19 protein-coding genes are annotated in these 15,413 nt (G+C 29.9%); 18 read left to right on the top strand and 1 reads right to left on the bottom strand.

Features of this window, described 5'->3' with window-relative positions:
• Nucleotides 1-335 precede the first annotated feature (335 nt).
• Nucleotides 336-935, top strand: a complete 600-nt coding sequence (locus EDD60_RS16195) for a hypothetical protein (RefSeq protein ID WP_207905299.1) — start codon at nucleotides 336-338, stop codon at nucleotides 933-935.
• A gap of 48 nt (nucleotides 936-983) precedes the next feature.
• On the opposite strand, the gene EDD60_RS16575 is transcribed toward EDD60_RS16195, so the two are convergent.
• Nucleotides 984-1,115: a hypothetical protein gene (locus EDD60_RS16575; protein ID WP_257529105.1), complete on the bottom strand. Its 132-nt coding sequence runs from the start codon at nucleotides 1,113-1,115 to the stop codon at nucleotides 984-986.
• Between the two features lie 111 nt (nucleotides 1,116-1,226).
• Here EDD60_RS16575 and EDD60_RS06490 point away from each other — a divergent pair, with 111 nt between their 5' ends.
• From EDD60_RS06490 to EDD60_RS06410, 17 genes are all read left to right on the top strand, one after another.
• Nucleotides 1,227-1,985 (top strand): copper homeostasis protein CutC, encoded by a 759-nt coding sequence (locus EDD60_RS06490; RefSeq protein WP_066446969.1) that lies wholly within the window; start codon nucleotides 1,227-1,229, stop codon nucleotides 1,983-1,985.
• 8 nt (nucleotides 1,986-1,993) lie between these two features.
• Complete coding sequence (locus EDD60_RS06485) at nucleotides 1,994-2,572, top strand: NUDIX hydrolase (RefSeq protein WP_066446966.1); 579 nt, start codon at nucleotides 1,994-1,996, stop codon at nucleotides 2,570-2,572.
• Entirely contained in the window at nucleotides 2,563-3,444 is an 882-nt protein-coding gene (locus EDD60_RS06480) for a LysR family transcriptional regulator (protein WP_066446964.1), read from the top strand. Before EDD60_RS06485 ends, EDD60_RS06480 begins: the two co-directional genes overlap by 10 nt.
• Nucleotides 3,445-3,488: 44 nt before the next feature.
• Nucleotides 3,489-4,385 (top strand): ROK family protein, encoded by an 897-nt coding sequence (locus tag EDD60_RS06475; protein WP_066446961.1) that lies wholly within the window; start codon nucleotides 3,489-3,491, stop codon nucleotides 4,383-4,385.
• 107 nt (nucleotides 4,386-4,492) lie between these two features.
• Complete coding sequence (locus EDD60_RS06470; protein ID WP_066446957.1) at nucleotides 4,493-4,855, top strand: MerR family transcriptional regulator; 363 nt, start codon at nucleotides 4,493-4,495, stop codon at nucleotides 4,853-4,855.
• Nucleotides 4,839-6,047 (top strand): MFS transporter, encoded by a 1,209-nt coding sequence (locus EDD60_RS06465; protein WP_066446954.1) that lies wholly within the window; start codon nucleotides 4,839-4,841, stop codon nucleotides 6,045-6,047. Before EDD60_RS06470 ends, EDD60_RS06465 begins: the two co-directional genes overlap by 17 nt.
• A 12-nt stretch (nucleotides 6,048-6,059) precedes the next feature.
• Entirely contained in the window at nucleotides 6,060-6,797 is a 738-nt protein-coding gene (locus tag EDD60_RS06460; protein WP_066446949.1) for a carboxymuconolactone decarboxylase family protein, read from the top strand.
• 12 nt (nucleotides 6,798-6,809) lie between these two features.
• Nucleotides 6,810-7,208 (top strand): cupin domain-containing protein, encoded by a 399-nt coding sequence (locus tag EDD60_RS06455; RefSeq protein ID WP_066446947.1) that lies wholly within the window; start codon nucleotides 6,810-6,812, stop codon nucleotides 7,206-7,208.
• Nucleotides 7,209-7,217: 9 nt separating this feature from the next.
• Nucleotides 7,218-8,195, top strand: coding sequence for an aldo/keto reductase (locus EDD60_RS06450; RefSeq protein WP_066446946.1), 978 nt, complete (start codon nucleotides 7,218-7,220; stop codon nucleotides 8,193-8,195).
• Between the two features lie 11 nt (nucleotides 8,196-8,206).
• On the top strand, nucleotides 8,207-9,013 hold the full coding sequence (locus tag EDD60_RS06445; RefSeq protein ID WP_066446943.1) for an MBL fold metallo-hydrolase: 807 nt from the start codon (nucleotides 8,207-8,209) through the stop codon (nucleotides 9,011-9,013).
• Nucleotides 9,010-9,582 (top strand): histidine phosphatase family protein, encoded by a 573-nt coding sequence (locus EDD60_RS06440; protein ID WP_066446938.1) that lies wholly within the window; start codon nucleotides 9,010-9,012, stop codon nucleotides 9,580-9,582. The genes EDD60_RS06445 and EDD60_RS06440 overlap by 4 nt, the downstream gene beginning before the upstream one ends.
• A gap of 136 nt (nucleotides 9,583-9,718) precedes the next feature.
• A complete protein-coding gene (locus EDD60_RS06435; RefSeq protein ID WP_066446937.1) occupies nucleotides 9,719-10,033 on the top strand; it encodes a PTS sugar transporter subunit IIB in 315 nt (104 codons plus the stop codon).
• Nucleotides 10,034-10,206: 173 nt separating this feature from the next.
• On the top strand, nucleotides 10,207-10,992 hold the full coding sequence (locus tag EDD60_RS06430; RefSeq protein ID WP_066446936.1) for a MurR/RpiR family transcriptional regulator: 786 nt from the start codon (nucleotides 10,207-10,209) through the stop codon (nucleotides 10,990-10,992).
• A 141-nt stretch (nucleotides 10,993-11,133) separates the two neighbouring features.
• Nucleotides 11,134-11,787, top strand: a complete 654-nt coding sequence (locus EDD60_RS06425) for an HAD family hydrolase (protein WP_066446935.1) — start codon at nucleotides 11,134-11,136, stop codon at nucleotides 11,785-11,787.
• Between the two features lie 31 nt (nucleotides 11,788-11,818).
• Nucleotides 11,819-13,135 (top strand): glycoside hydrolase family 32 protein, encoded by a 1,317-nt coding sequence (locus EDD60_RS06420; RefSeq protein WP_066446933.1) that lies wholly within the window; start codon nucleotides 11,819-11,821, stop codon nucleotides 13,133-13,135.
• Between the two features lie 66 nt (nucleotides 13,136-13,201).
• Nucleotides 13,202-14,686: a response regulator gene (locus tag EDD60_RS06415; RefSeq protein WP_066446930.1), complete on the top strand. Its 1,485-nt coding sequence runs from the start codon at nucleotides 13,202-13,204 to the stop codon at nucleotides 14,684-14,686.
• Nucleotides 14,687-14,720: 34 nt separating this feature from the next.
• On the top strand, nucleotides 14,721-15,413 hold the full coding sequence (locus tag EDD60_RS06410) for an ABC transporter ATP-binding protein (protein WP_066446928.1): 693 nt from the start codon (nucleotides 14,721-14,723) through the stop codon (nucleotides 15,411-15,413).

The following is a 15,413-nucleotide window of genomic DNA, read 5'->3' as shown; positions in this document are numbered from 1 at the left end:
AAGATTGGATATTTATCAAAAGAAACAATTCAATTAATTAGAAACTGTAATCGAAAAGAGTTAGAACAATTAACAAAGCAATTTGTTATGATAAACAATCAGGAAGATATATTAGAAATATTGGACATGCACTAAGAAAACCAGAATTAAATTTCTGGTTTTCTTATCTTAATGATATAGGTAATGAATAATTTCTTTCACTATTTTTATTTACATACAAGAATCATTATTTAAAATATCTATGACAGAATAATTTTCTAGCAATAAAAAGTTTTATCAAGTAATATATAAATATAAAAAAACTTTGTATAAGATATGGAAGATGAGGTATGAAGATGAAACTATATAGACCAGTAGGATTATATGAGATGAAAAAAATATTAGAAACAGATTGTAAAGCATTTCCTCCTAGACAAAAACAACAACCTTATTTCTATCCAGTTTTAAATAAGTCTTATGCTAAGGAAATAGCTTTTTGGAATGTAAAAGATAAAAATTCAGGATATGTAGGTTTTATAACTGAATTTGATGTTGAAGATTCATATATAGAAAAATATGATGTTCATTGTGTTGGGAATGAAACGCATTTAGAATTATGGATACCAGCAGAGGATCTTCATAATTTTAATAAGAATATCGTCAATCAAATAAAGATTGTTGATGTTTATTATGGCGACGATTATAAGGGGTTACCACCAAGAGGTGTATCAGGTTTTAAAGAGACAGATGTTTATAAACAAATAGAATTATTACAAAATATTATCAAATATAATGAATTTGATTTTTATGGAACTGTCTTGGTTGAATGGGAATTATTAAATTTAAATTTACTTTTTTGGAAAAGTTTGGGTGTTGATTCATATCTTATCAATAAAATTGTTGAGTATTTACAACTCACACATAAATGCTTTATATCAGAATCATTATTAAAATAATGAAAAAAGATACAGTTTTCTCTGTATCTTAGGTGCTCAATGTATCGATTAATTACCGCCGGGTCCATCCTGGCGTTTTCTATCATCTGGATAATACTTTAGATTGTTATTAGTCCATTGATTGTCTGTAGCAGTTTTTTTGTTTTCTTTGTTTTGTTTATTCAATTTTTCTTTTGACATTTTCATCACTCCGATATTATTTTGTGAAGTAAAGACTAAAGTATTCATTTTTTATAAAAAAATTTTCAATCTATTTTATGAAGCGTTATAATGTATACAGGTGATATAAAAATGAAAAGACAAATAGAAATTCGATGTGGAAATTATAGTGATGCATTAAATGCACAAAATGGTGGAGCTTCTCGCATTATTTTAAGTAATGGATTATATTTGGGTGGATTAACGCCAAGTATTGGAACACTTTTAAAGGTGAAAGAAAATACAGATTTAGAGGTTATTTGTTTAGTGAGACCTAGAACGGCTGGTTTTTATTATAATGATGATGAATTTGAGACGATGATGTTAGATGCAGAAGTTTTGTTAGATAATGGTGCTGATGGGATTGCTTTTGGTTTTTTAGATGAAGAATGTGATATTGATATTGTTCATACAAGAAAGATGGTTGATTTAATTCATTCTTATCATAAGAAAGCTTTTTTTAATCAAGCTATTGATTGTGTTTATGATATAGATAAAACAATGTGTATTTTAATTACAATGGGTGTTGAAGGAATTTATACAAGTGGTCAACAAAAAAATGCTTTGAAGGGAAAAGAAATGGTTCATTATTTACAAGATACTTATGGTCAAGGGATTGAAGTTATTGCAGTAGAAGGAATTAATGTGGATAATCTCACAAAGTATATGGATGATACAGGAATCTTTATTTATCAAACAGCATGTCTTGATTGGGGTATAGACCCTACAACAGTGAAAGCAGATGGATTATTTGATTATCATGATGGTGAGTTTGAAAAAGTGAATTGGGAATTAGTTGAAGCTTATGTAGATGAAGTTGAAGATGATTTATATGATTTTGAGATTGTGTGAGGTGAAGTATGAATTTTAAAGATGATATTAAAAATTATCAACCAATTAATGAACAAGAAATCCAAGACCAAAAAGTCATTATTCAATTAATCGAACAATCTCCCCATATTTTAACAAGAGATAATTATGTTGCCCATATCACAAGTTCTGGATTTATTATGAATCCGACTCTTACAAAAGTCTTGATGATTCACCATAATATTATGAAAAAATGGGCATGGACAGGTGGACATGCCGATGGAGAAAGTGATTTATTAGCTGTTGCACTCAAAGAAGCAAGGGAAGAAACCGGTGTTAAAGATATCCAACCCTTATCTTCTCAAATTGCTTCATTAGATATTTTGCCGGTTTCCAGTCATTTTAAAAATGGTTGTTATGTGAATACACATTTACATTTGTCGGTTGCTTATCTATTGATATGTGATGAGAATCAACCTTTAAAGATATGTGAAAAAGAAAATAGTGGAGTGGAATGGATTGATATTGATATGATTAATCATCAATATTTTAGTGAACATGATGTTTATCTCTATCACAAATTAATAGATCGTGCTCAAAAGGAGGTTGAGAAAATAAGATGGAAATAAGAGTTTTAAAATATTTTCTTGCAGTCGCAAGAGAAGAAAATATAACGAAAGCTGCAGAAGTTTTACATATTACTCAACCAACATTATCTAGACAGTTAATGCAATTGGAAGATGAATTAGGAGCACAATTATATATTCGTGGCAAGAATAAAATTACGCTTACTGAAGAAGGAATGTTGTTAAGAAGAAGGGCAGAAGAAATTGTTGATTTAGCCGATAAAACAGAAAGAGAATTTTTACAAAGAGAAGATTTGATTGCGGGAGAAATTTACATAGGGGCTGGAGAAACTTATGCAATGCGTCAAGTTGCTAAGATGATGAAAGAATTTAGTATACAATATCCACAAGTTCAATATCACTTATTTAGTGGGCAGGCCGATGATATTAAAGAAAGAATTGATAAAGGCTTAATTGATTTTGGCCTTCTTACCGAACCGGTTGATATTGAAAAATATGATTTTGCCAGACTTAATTACAAAGATAGATGGGGAATTATTGTTCCTAATGATAGTGTTTTAGCTTCAAAAGAACATGTAACCCCTCAAGATTTAATTAATCAACCTTTATTGATTCCTCAACGTTCAATAGTCCAAAATGAAATCGCACATTGGTTTGGAGAAGATCATGAAAAACTGAATATTATAGCAACCCATAATCTTATTTATAATGCAGCAATATGGGTAGCAGAAGGTATGGGATATGCTTTTACAATTGATAAGTTATTTTATGGTGATGAGGAAATTCCAGTTACTTTTGTACCCCTCTATCCGACTTTAGAAACTGGGACGGTTATTGTCTGGAAAAAACATCAGATATTCTCACCAGCGATGTCACGTCTAATTGAAAAAATCAGACAAACGTTTAAAGCTTAAAAAAGACATGTTATAATAAAACAAAGAAAAATAGGAGGATTATAATGGAATATTTAGTTTTAGATGTCGGTGGAAGTGCCATCAAATATGCACTTATGAATGATGAATTAGAAATGTTAGAAAAAGGAAAAGTACCAACTCCAAAAGAAGGATTAGAAGAATTTAAACAAGCTGTTCAATCTATTTATCAAAAATATCAAGAAAGAGTAGATGGAATTGCTATGTCTTTACCAGGACTTATCAATAAACATACACGTTTAGTTCAAGTTCCTGGTGCTTTGGAATATAATCTAGGAGTAGACATTTTAGCTGAATTACAGTCAGTTACAACAAATCGTTTAACAATTGAAAATGATGCAAAATGTGCAGCTTTATGTGAAGTTGAATATGGAAGTTTAAAAGGTACTGATGTAGGAGCAGTTTGTATCATTGGTAGTGGTATTGGTGGTGGTGTCACTATTGGTGATAAAGTTTTTACAGGAACTCATGGTTTTGCAGGTGAGTTTAGTTACCTATCTACGGATTGGACAAAACAAGTTGGCTTTGAAGCTAAGTGGGGATTTGATAGCAGTGCTTTATATTTAGTGGCTTCTATTGCCCATGCAGTTGGAGAAGATCCAAAAACATTTGATGGTATGAAAGCTTTTGAATACTGTAATCAAGGTGATGAACGTGCTTTAACTGCTTTAAAGGCTTATACTGATAAATTAGTAATGGGATTATTCAATATTCAAGCAACTGTTGATCCAGATAAAATAGCTGTTGGTGGGGGAATTAGTCAACAACCTATCTTACATGAATACATTCAAAAATCATTAGATCAAATCTATGAGAAAATGCCAATCCCAATTCCAAGAGTTCAAATTGTACCATGTACTTATTATAATGATTCTAATCTTGTAGGAGCACTTGCAAACTATAAGAAAACATATAATGCCTAGTAAGCATTATATGAAATAGATTATAGGTATTAGACATAATTGAATAGAAACTATAAAATGTAGATGTCAAAAGAATATCTACATTTTTTGTTGTAAGGAGGTATGTTATGAAAATTAAAGAAGTCAGTGAAAAGTATAACGTTCCCATGACTGCATTAAGATATTATGAAAAAGCCGGATTGTTTAATCAAGTCAAAAGAGTCAATGGCATAAGAGAGTATGATGATTTGGATATTGAAAGATTAAGTTTAATCTTAACTTTAAAAAAGGCCGGTGTCCATATTGAAAACATTTTGAAATATATTCAATTAGATGAACAAGGACAATCAACATCAATCCAAAAAATTCGAATTTTAAAACAAGAAAGAAATAACATCTTAGATGAGATTCATCAACGTCAAAAAAACTTAGATACATTAGATTGTTTAATTTATAAATTAAAGGAGGAAAACAATGAAAACAAACAATAAAAAACCTTGGATTATTTTAGCTTTATGTTGTGGTTTAGCAGCTTCATCAATCGGGGTGTCTATTAACTCATCAGGAGTTTTCTATACACCTGTTTCAGAAAGTTTGCATATGATGCGAGGAACATTTTCGATGCATATGACAATTTTCTCGTTAGTCACAGCCATCACTTCATTATTTGTTCCACGTTTAATGGAAAAGTTCTCTTATAAAATGATTTTAACTGTCAGTGTTTTTACTGCTGTTGTTTCAACTGGATTAATGGCATTAGGAAATAGTGCTATTGTATTCTATATTTTAGGTGCTATTCGAGGAATGAGTACAGCCATGTTTTCAATTGTTCCATTAACTTTGGTTATTAATGGCTGGTTTGAAAAGAAACATGGTCTTGCAACAAGTATTGTTTTTGGATTTAGTGGTTTAGCAGGTTCTATTTGTTCACCTATCTTATCAAGTTGTATTGAAACATTTGGATGGCAAATGGGTTATATCATAAAAGCAATTATTCTTTTATGTTTATGCTTACCAGCAGTTTTATACCCATTTCATGTTGATGCAAGGGATGATGGGTATTTACCATATGGTTATGAAGAAAAGAAAGAAAATGATGTTTCTGTAGAAAGTCCAACTTTCCATTTTATAACAGTTGCTTTTATCAGTTTCTTTGTCTTTGGTTTAATGTGTAGTTGTATTACAAGCGTTACTCAACATCTTCCAGGATTTGCTGAATCTATTGGTTATAGTAGTGTTGTTGGAGCTTCACTTTTATCAGCAGGAATGGTAGGAAATATTATTTCTAAATTAGTTATTGGAACATTGAGTGATCATTTTGGTTCAATAAAAGCAACAATTGTTATGATTATTGCGAATACTTTAGGAATTGTGATGTTGATGATGGGAAAATCAGAATTTCTCTTATTAGTTGGAGCATTCTTATTTGGTTCTTGTTATTCAATTGGAGCAGTGGCTTTACCATTACTTACAAAGCATTTCTTTGGTAGTAATAACTATGCCAAAGCTTTTCCTAGTATTTCCTTTGCATCCAATTTAGGAGCAGCCATTTCACTATCAATGGTTGGATATATTTATGATTTCTTTGGTTCATATATATACGCATTTATGATTGCATTGATAATGATTGCCTTAGCAGTTCTATTACTAGCAATCACTTCAACTTTCACAAAACAACATTAGGAGGAAAAGAAAATGAGAGATTTAAACAAAGCCAATGAGTTATTTCAACAATTACATGATGAAGATATTTTAAATGATGATCTAGAGTTACAAACGATTATGAAAAATTATATCTATGGAGATGTTTATCAACATGGAACACTAGATTTAAGATTAAGAGAATTGATTTTAATTGTTGTAAATACAACAAATCATACCCTTACATCTTTAAAAGAACATGTGAATGCAGCTATTAAAGCAGAAGTTTCACCTATTCAAATCAAAGAAGTCATTTATCAATGTACGCCTTATATTGGATTAGGAAAAGTTCAAGAAGCATTAGAAGTAGTGAATCTTATTTTCAAAAAACATAATATTTCTACAAAACCACAAGCAACAGTGAATGAAAAAACAAGATTTGAAAAGGGTTTTGAAGTACAAAGTGCTGCTTTTGGAAAAGACCATATTCAAGCTAATCATGATCAAGCTTCACAAGAATTAAAACATATTCAAAAATATTTATCAGAATATTGTTTTGGTGATTTTTATACAAGAGAAGGATTAGATTTAAAAACCAGAGAACTTATGACAATGGTTACGTTAGCGACTTTAGGTGGTTGTGAAAATCAATTAAGAGGACATGTTGGAGCTAATATCACAGTTGGAAATAGTCGTGAATTATTGATTGAAACAATAACACAGTGCCAACCTTATATTGGTTTTCCAAGAACATTAAATGCTATAACAATTATTAATGAAGTGACAAAATAGGAGGATAAGAAAATGGAAGAAAAAGATGTTTTGTTTGGATTAGGAGACCCTAATGATGCTTATGCTAAGTATTTTGATGGACAAAGTTATTTAAAAAGATTAACAACGACAGGAGGACCAATGGCGAATGTAACATTTGAACCAAGATGTCGTAATCATTGGCATATTCATCATAAAAGCGGACAAATTTTATTATGTACAATGGGTAGAGGTTATTACCAAGAATGGGGAAAACCTGCGCAGGAATTAAAACCAGGAGATATTATTCATATTTCTCCAGAAGTTAAACATTGGCATGGGGCAGCAAAAGATAGCTGGTTTACACATATTTCAGTGGAAATTCCTGCAGCTGATTCAAGTAATGAATGGTTAGAAGCAGTCAGTGATGAAGATTATAATCAATTAAAATAGGAGAAAATTATGGAATATGTAAAATTAGGAAATACGGGATTAGATGTTTCTCGTATCTGTTTGGGATGTATGAGTTTTGGAGATCCTCAAAAATGGATTCATAGTTGGGTATTAAATGAAGAAGATTCAAGGAAGATTATTAAAAAGGCTTTAGATTTAGGAATTAATTTCTTTGATACGGCTAATGTCTATGGATTAGGAGCGAGTGAAGAAATCTTAGGGAGAGCTTTAAAAGATTATGCCTCTCGTGATGAAATTGTAATTGCGACAAAGATTAGTGAAAAAATGAGTGATAAGCCAAATGGTCAAGGTCTTTCTAGAAAAGCAATTATGCAAGAAGTTGAACATTGTTTAGAAAGATTACAAACAGATTATATTGATATTCTTTATATTCATAGATGGGATTATCATACACCGATTGAAGAAACAATGTGCGCTTTAAATGATTTAGTAAGTTCAGGAAAAGTTCATTATTTAGGAGCTTCAAGTATGTATGCGTGGCAATTTCAAAAAGCACAATATGTTGCTGAAAAGAATGGCTGGACAAAATTCTCAGTTATGCAAGGACATTATAATTTATTATATCGTGAAGAAGAACGTGAAATGAATCCATTTTGTTTAGATTCAGGAGTCGCTCTTGTACCTTATAGTCCTTTAGCTGCAGGAAGATTAACAAGAGATTGGGATAGTGATTCAAAACGTTTTCAAGAAGATCAAGTTGCAAAAAGAAAGTATGATATAACCCAAGATAGTGATCAAATTATTGTTGAAAGAGTTGCACAAATTGCTCAAAAATATAATGTGAGTAGATCGCAGGTTGCAATAGCGTGGTTATGGCAAAAAGGTGTCACTGCGCCCATTGTAGGAATTACAAAAGAAAAATATTTAGATGATTTTGTTGGTGCTTTCCAAGTTCAATTAAGTGAAGATGATATAAAATATTTAGAAGAAGCATATGTTCCACACAATATTGTAGGACATCAATAGGAGAAAGATATATGATAAAAATAAATGAAAAAGGACAAGCTGTTGCTCCTAAGATACATTTAATAACAGATGAAGTTTTCAAAAAAATAGACCATACAGAAATCAGATGGTTAGGAAATGCAAGTATTATGATCAATAGTCATGGAACAAATATTATGATTGATCCACTATTAGAAGGATTTGATATGCCATTATTAATAGATATGCCAATCTTACCTCAAGATATTCCAACATTAGATGCTTTATTGGTTACACATATTGATAATGATCACTTTAGTCGACCAACATGCCATGATGTTTTAAATGTTTGTAAATCATATCATGCTACAAAATATGTAGCTGAAGTCATGAGAGAAGAAAATATTCCAGGGATTGGACATGATATTGATGAGTCTTTTATGGTGAATGATGTTAAAGTTACCCTCACAAAAGCTGTGCACAATTGGCAAAATGAATCATCAAAGTACAATTATCGTGAATGGAAAGTAGAAGATTATTGTGGCTATTGGATAGATTCACAGGATGGAACAATTTGGTTACCAGGTGATTCTAAACTCATTGATGAACATTTGCATATGCCTAATCCTGATGTTATCTTATTTGATTTTGCAGATAATGAATGGCACATAACATTAGAAGGAGCAGTCAAGCTTGCCAATACTTATCCAAATGCTCAATTGATTTGTATTCATTGGGGATGTGTTGATGCACCTGATATGTCACCGTTTAATGGTAATCCTGAAACATTATTTGATAAAGTTGTGAATCCAGATAGAATTCAAGTTTTAGCTCCTGGGGAGGCATTTGTTTTATCATGAAAAAAACATTATATTTAATGCGTCATGGTCAAACGATGTTTAATGTACAAAAGAAAATTCAAGGATGGTGCGATTCTCCATTAACAGAATTAGGGATACATCAAGCTCAAGTGGCAGGAGAATATTTTAAAAAGAATCATATTACATTTGATCATGCTTATTCCTCAACAAGTGAACGTTGTTGTGATACATTAGAACTTATTACAGATATGCCTTATACAAGAATAAAAGGTATAAAGGAAATGTTCTATGGTGAATTAGAAGGTGAAAGTGAACGTCTGAATTGTGCAACACCTAAAGAATGTGAAACATATTATCTTCAATTTGGTGGTGAATCTTCGAATACAGTTAGAGATAGAATGTTAAAAACACTAACGGATATTATGGAAAAAGATGACCATGAAAGTGTTTTGGCTGTTTCTCATAGTGGTGCTTGTTTTAACTTTTTAAGAGCTATTCAAGATCCAACAGAAGAATTAAAGAAAGGAATAACAAATTGTTGTATATTCATATACGATTATGAAGATAATCACTTCTCTTTAAGAGAAGTGATTAGACACCAATTTTAATTCATGTCTTAAAATTGTCAAAAATTTATATAAAAATAAGAAATAATGGAAACTTTGCTTCATCTTCTTAAATCTATATGTCTATCTATGACAAAATAAGATATAGTCAAGATAGTAAATAAAGGAGATGTGAGAAATGATTAGAATTTTATTAGCTTGTGCAGGAGGAATGTCAACAAGTTTATTGATGTTAAGAATGCAAGAAGAAGCAGAAAAACGAGGTGTTGAAGTGACTGTAGATGCTGGACCTGAAAAAAACATTGAAAATTTAATGGGAACATTTGATGTTTTATTATTAGGTCCTCAAGTTAGATACGCTATTGGAAATGTTAAGAAAATATGTGAAGGAAAAGTTCCTTTTGATGTTATTGAAATGAGGGACTATGGGATGGTGGATGGCGTTAAAGTGTTAGATAAAGCATTAAAAATGTATGATGATTTCTATAAATAGAAGAACGAATACAAGTTCTTCTATTTTTTTGAAAAATTTTTTTCATTGGAGATGAATGATTGAAAAATAAAGATGATAAAACATTTTTATTTAAGAAGCATAACTACATTTTTTTACAAGGAATATTATAATTGAAGTACATTAAAAAACTTTGAAAAAGGGGGGGAATTATAATGATTATAGAAAAATTATTGGATGCTAATGATTTAACTGAATCAGAAAAACAAATCAGCCAATATATCTTAGATAAAAATAATGATTTATCATTAATGACAAGTATTGAACTTGGTAAAAATAGTTATACATCCCAATCATCAGTCATTAGATTTTATAAAAAATTGGGATATCATTCTTATCGTGAGTTTATTTCACGTTTAATTATTGAAAGAAACGAGTATTTTAAAGTCGATGATATTGCTTTAGAACAACCAACTCAATATTTTTCGAGTTATGAAGAAACACAAAGTATTATTTCTAAAATGTATGCCTTAGCATTAATAAAAACCAATATTTTACTTAATAAAAATACAGTTATAAGAGTGTGTAATCGTATATCAAGTGCTTCTTCTATTGATATATATGCGGTAGGAATAGCGAACGTTATTGCAAAACAAATGGCTTTTAAATTACAGTCATTAGGTTTATCTTGTATGTTTCATGATGGTTTAAATATGAATTATATAAAGAAATTAGATCAAAGAAATGTTTCGATTATTATTGCTTTATCTGGTAAAAATCCAATGATTCAAACCATCGCAAAAACTCTATCTGAACAAAGGAATTATGTTGTTTCTTTAATGGGACGTAAGGAAAAAAATGTAATGGAATTATGTAAAGATAATATTACTTTTTTTACTCAAGAAAAAGATGATGTAGATGTATTGGTAGATTTGTTTTCAGGTGAATATATTGTTAATTTGATATATGCTATTTTAAAAGTGAAGATGGAGAACCTTTGATTTATTATTAATAAAAGACTTTATATATTCATATTTAAATGTTTGATCTGATTTTTAAGAATTATAGTTTTTTTCATATTTTGAATAGAGATAGATTTTCATATTTATTATTGATAAAATAAAATAGAGTGGAGGATGAATATGAAAAAAGCAGTTATATTTGATATGGATGGTTTAATGATTGATAGTGAGAGAGTCACTTATAATGAATATGTTAAAAAGTTACATCTATTAGGACATGATGATTTTACTGAAGAATTATATAGAAATTGTTTAGGTAAGAATAAAGTTGGAATATGCCAAGTTTTTATTGATCATTATGGTGAATCTTTTCCTATGGATGAGGTATGGGATGATGTTCATGTTTGGATTGATGAGAGTTTACGCGCATATGTTCCTAAGAAAAAAGGCTTAGATGATTTATTACATTATTTAAAAGATCATGGCTATAAGACAATTGTTGCAACATCAAGTGCTCGTGCAAGAGTTGATGAAATTTTAAAAAACGCACAAATTACTGAATATTTTGATGATAGTATTTGTGGAGATGAAGTGACACATGGAAAGCCAAATCCTGAAATCTTTTTAACCGCATGTGAAAAATTAGGTGTATCACCAAAAGAAGCACTTGTTTTAGAAGATAGTGAAGCAGGAATTTTAGCAGCCTATGATGGAGATATTGATGTTATTTGTGTACCGGATATGAAATATCCAGAACCTGACTATGCAGCTAAAACAACAAAGATTGTCGATTCATTAGAGGATGTTATTGATTACTTAGAAGATATTTCCTAGGGAATATCTTTTTTAAAAAAGGAGAGAAACAATGAAACCAAAATTACACTTTACACCACCACAAAACTGGATGAATGATCCAAATGGTTTAATTTATTTTCAAGGAAAGTATCACTTGTTTTATCAACATTTTCCTTATACTTGTCAGTGGGGAACAATGCACTGGGGACATGCTGTGAGTAATGATCTTGTTCATTTTGAGCATTTGCCAATTGCTTTGTATCCATCAAAATATGCTGATCGTAATGGATGCTTTTCTGGTTCAGCAATTGCATATCATAATCAATTGTATTTGTATTATACATCAATTCGTTATGCTAAAGAAAATCCAGAATATGTTCATGTTCAATACAGTGATGATGATTTAATCGCTTCACAATCTGTTGTTATATCTCAAGATGGTTTTACATTTGATAATCAAAATGATAAACATCTTGTTGTTGATGTTATTGAGGATGAAAAATTAGGTGATAAACGACATACTAGAGATCCTAAAGTCTGGATTGGAAAAAATGGACATGTTTATATGAGTGTTGGAAGTAAAATACCTAGTGATAAGGGCTATGATGGTGAAGTTTTATTTTATGAAAGTGAAGATGGTTTAAATTTCACTTACAAAAATAGATATACTGATGCCGATATTGGAGATATGTGGGAATGTCCTGATTTAATTTGCTTAGATAATCAATATTTTTTAATATTCTCACCAGAAAATATCAATCAACCACCTTATCCTAACAGCAATGCTGTGATTATGTGTGTTTCTTTTGATGAAGATACATGTACATTAAAAAAACAAGGGGATTATATGTATTTAGATTATGGTTTGGATTTTTATGCGCCACAAACATTTCTCGATGAGTATCAACAAAGAACAATGTTTGGTTGGATGCGAATGCGAAAACCAGCTAAAGATGAAAATTGGTGTGGGATGTTAACAATGCCAAGAGTCATAATAAATAAAAATGGACATATTTATCAACAGGTCCATCCTCATATAAAAAGACTATTTACTAAAGAGGCAAAGATTATTGATTTTAATCAACCATTTCAATTATTGACTTCTTTAAAAGAAGGAGAAGAAATAAGCTTAGGGGGATTAAAATTAAGTATTAAAAATGATTGTCTTTATTGTGATAGAGAAAAAGTATCAATTGTTGCTGATAAGGTATGTAATATCAATCATACACCATGTTTAAATGGACAATATGATTTAGAAATTTATTATGATCAACATATTTTTGAAATTTATATTAATGATGGATATTATGTTTTAAGTCAAATTGTTTATGAATTAGATAAAAAAGATATTTCATTAAATAAATATCAATTATATAATTTGTTTTAAAAAGTGGGCTATCCTTTCTTTCAATCTAAAAATGCAATATAATAATAGTGAATAGAAGGTGATCATATGCCAACAAATCATAATTATATGCTTATAATTGGGAAAAATCATTTACAAAACCAAAATATTGTAGATATTTTTAATGATCACTATAAACCTATTATTGTACAAGATATTTCTAAAGCTATAGAAAGCTTAGAAGCAAATCATAGTCAAATTGGAATTGTTATGATTGATGATAGTATGGATAAAGATGAAATCAAAGATTTTCTTGATTTTTGTCTATCTAAACATTTAGATGTACAAATTCCAATGGTTTTTATAGATGGAACAGAAGATGATGAATTATATAATTTAGTTTTTTCTTTAAAGATAGACGAAGTTATCAGAAAACCATATAATCCTAATATATTTAAAGCAAGAGTATTAAATTTAACTGCTTTATTTAGTCATAAATATCGTCTACAATGGCTAGTCGATACACAAACTAAAGAATTAAGAGAAAGCATTGAAGTGTTAAATCAAATGCGTTTAGAAGTTTTAGAATCTTTAGGAACATTGGTTGAATTTAGGAGCATTGAATCAGGAGAGCATATTTATCGTGTTCGTTTTATTACAGAACTACTTATGCAAGAATACCAACAATGCCATCCAGAATTAGATATATCTAATGAAATGATACATGAAATAGGAATGGCGTCAATTTTACATGATATTGGGAAAATATCTGTTAGTGATACAATTTTAAATAAACCAGCACGTTTAACTGAAGAAGAATTTAATGAAATGAAGAAGCATACGATGTATGGTTGTGAAATTATTAAACAATTTAAAGGATTGTATAATGAAAAAACATATCAATATTATTATGATGTCATTCGTTCTCATCATGAAAAATGGGATGGTAAAGGCTATCCTGATGGTTTAAAGAAAGATGAAATACCTTTATGGGCACAAATTGTATCCGTTGCAGATATTTATGATGCTTTAACGAATACCCGTGTCTATAAATCAGCTTATCATCATTCAAAAGCTGTGAAAATGATTTATGATGGTGAATGTGGAATGATTAATCCAGAAGTTCTTGACTGTTTTAAAAATATAGAAAATGAAGTTCATCAAACAGCTCAAGCTTTATCTGGTGAAAAAATTGAAAGCTTTCAAAATGAAGAAGAAAACTTTGTTATGCACAATTTAGAAAGAGAACGTTCCTATCATCGTGCTTATACAGAGTTATTATCGGATTGTTATTTTGAATATGATAGTGAGTATCGTACTTTACAGCATTATAATATATTGGGTAGAGTTGGTTTAGAAAAATATCATGAGGATATGTATAGAAATGTTCATCCCGATGACATTGATAAATTAAAACAAGCAATCAATCAGACCTCTAGCAGCAATCCAACTTTGAAACTCTATATTAGAATACGATATGGAATGCAGTTAGCTTATATGCCTTGTTTAGTGACAATCCGTACAACGTGGGATATTTATACCAATAAACGTATTGGTGGTGTAGGAAAAATTGAAATAGTGAGAAATAACTAGCAATGACTAGTTATTTCTAGTTAAGGAGGATATTATGATAGAAGTTAATCATTTAACAAAAAGATATGATCAATTTAAGGCTGCAGATGATGTAAATCTTGTAGCAGAAAGTGGTAAGATTACAATTTTACTTGGACCTAATGGGGCAGGGAAATCTACGACGATTAAAAGTATTGCTAATTTATTAAAATTTGAGGGAGTTATCAAGATATGTGGTTATCGCAATGATACAATTGAAGCAAAACGTTGTTTTGGGTATGTCCCTGAAACACCTATCTTATATGATTTATTGACAATTGATGAGCATATTGATTTTATTGGACATGCTTATCAAATCAAAAATTATCAAGAAAAAGCTGAAAAATATTTAGAACTCTTTAAATTAACAGAAAAAAGAAAGAAAATGGCTAAAGAATTAAGTAAAGGGATGACTCAAAAACTAAGCATGTTATTGGCGTTTATGATTGAACCAAGAGCTTTATTAGTTGATGAACCAATGGTTGGTCTTGATCCTGCTAGTATTGAAGATACTTTAAAATTATTTAGAGCTTTGGCTAATGAAGGTTGTGCAATTTTAATTAGTACCCATATTATTGATATTGTCAGTGATATATTTGATGAAGCTTATATTATGAATAAAGGACATATTATTAAACATGTTAGAAAAGAAGATTTACAAGAGGAATCTTTGAAAGAATATTTCTTTGAATTAACGGATGGTGAATAA

This window comes from Longibaculum muris (assembly GCF_004343035.1).
In the GTDB taxonomy this organism is placed as follows: domain Bacteria; phylum Bacillota_I; class Bacilli_A; order Erysipelotrichales; family Coprobacillaceae; genus Longibaculum; species Longibaculum muris.
This window is presented reverse-complemented; position numbering and strand designations above follow the sequence as displayed.

Coding starts and splice junctions, on each gene's coding strand:
- EDD60_RS16575 (WP_257529105.1), bottom strand. CDS start 1,115: ATGTCAAAAGAAAAATTGAATAAACAAAACAAAGAAAACAAAAAAACT.
- EDD60_RS06455 (WP_066446947.1), top strand. CDS start 6,810: ATGGAAGAAAAAGATGTTTTGTTTGGATTAGGAGACCCTAATGATGCT.
- EDD60_RS06465 (WP_066446954.1), top strand. CDS start 4,839: ATGAAAACAAACAATAAAAAACCTTGGATTATTTTAGCTTTATGTTGT.
- EDD60_RS06445 (WP_066446943.1), top strand. CDS start 8,207: ATGATAAAAATAAATGAAAAAGGACAAGCTGTTGCTCCTAAGATACAT.
- EDD60_RS06485 (WP_066446966.1), top strand. CDS start 1,994: ATGAATTTTAAAGATGATATTAAAAATTATCAACCAATTAATGAACAA.
- EDD60_RS06475 (WP_066446961.1), top strand. CDS start 3,489: ATGGAATATTTAGTTTTAGATGTCGGTGGAAGTGCCATCAAATATGCA.
- EDD60_RS06470 (WP_066446957.1), top strand. CDS start 4,493: ATGAAAATTAAAGAAGTCAGTGAAAAGTATAACGTTCCCATGACTGCA.
- EDD60_RS06430 (WP_066446936.1), top strand. CDS start 10,207: ATGATTATAGAAAAATTATTGGATGCTAATGATTTAACTGAATCAGAA.
- EDD60_RS06415 (WP_066446930.1), top strand. CDS start 13,202: ATGCCAACAAATCATAATTATATGCTTATAATTGGGAAAAATCATTTA.
- EDD60_RS06410 (WP_066446928.1), top strand. CDS start 14,721: ATGATAGAAGTTAATCATTTAACAAAAAGATATGATCAATTTAAGGCT.
- EDD60_RS06425 (WP_066446935.1), top strand. CDS start 11,134: ATGAAAAAAGCAGTTATATTTGATATGGATGGTTTAATGATTGATAGT.
- EDD60_RS06480 (WP_066446964.1), top strand. CDS start 2,563: ATGGAAATAAGAGTTTTAAAATATTTTCTTGCAGTCGCAAGAGAAGAA.
- EDD60_RS06435 (WP_066446937.1), top strand. CDS start 9,719: ATGATTAGAATTTTATTAGCTTGTGCAGGAGGAATGTCAACAAGTTTA.
- EDD60_RS16195 (WP_207905299.1), top strand. CDS start 336: ATGAAACTATATAGACCAGTAGGATTATATGAGATGAAAAAAATATTA.
- EDD60_RS06490 (WP_066446969.1), top strand. CDS start 1,227: ATGAAAAGACAAATAGAAATTCGATGTGGAAATTATAGTGATGCATTA.
- EDD60_RS06450 (WP_066446946.1), top strand. CDS start 7,218: ATGGAATATGTAAAATTAGGAAATACGGGATTAGATGTTTCTCGTATC.
- EDD60_RS06440 (WP_066446938.1), top strand. CDS start 9,010: ATGAAAAAAACATTATATTTAATGCGTCATGGTCAAACGATGTTTAAT.
- EDD60_RS06420 (WP_066446933.1), top strand. CDS start 11,819: ATGAAACCAAAATTACACTTTACACCACCACAAAACTGGATGAATGAT.
- EDD60_RS06460 (WP_066446949.1), top strand. CDS start 6,060: ATGAGAGATTTAAACAAAGCCAATGAGTTATTTCAACAATTACATGAT.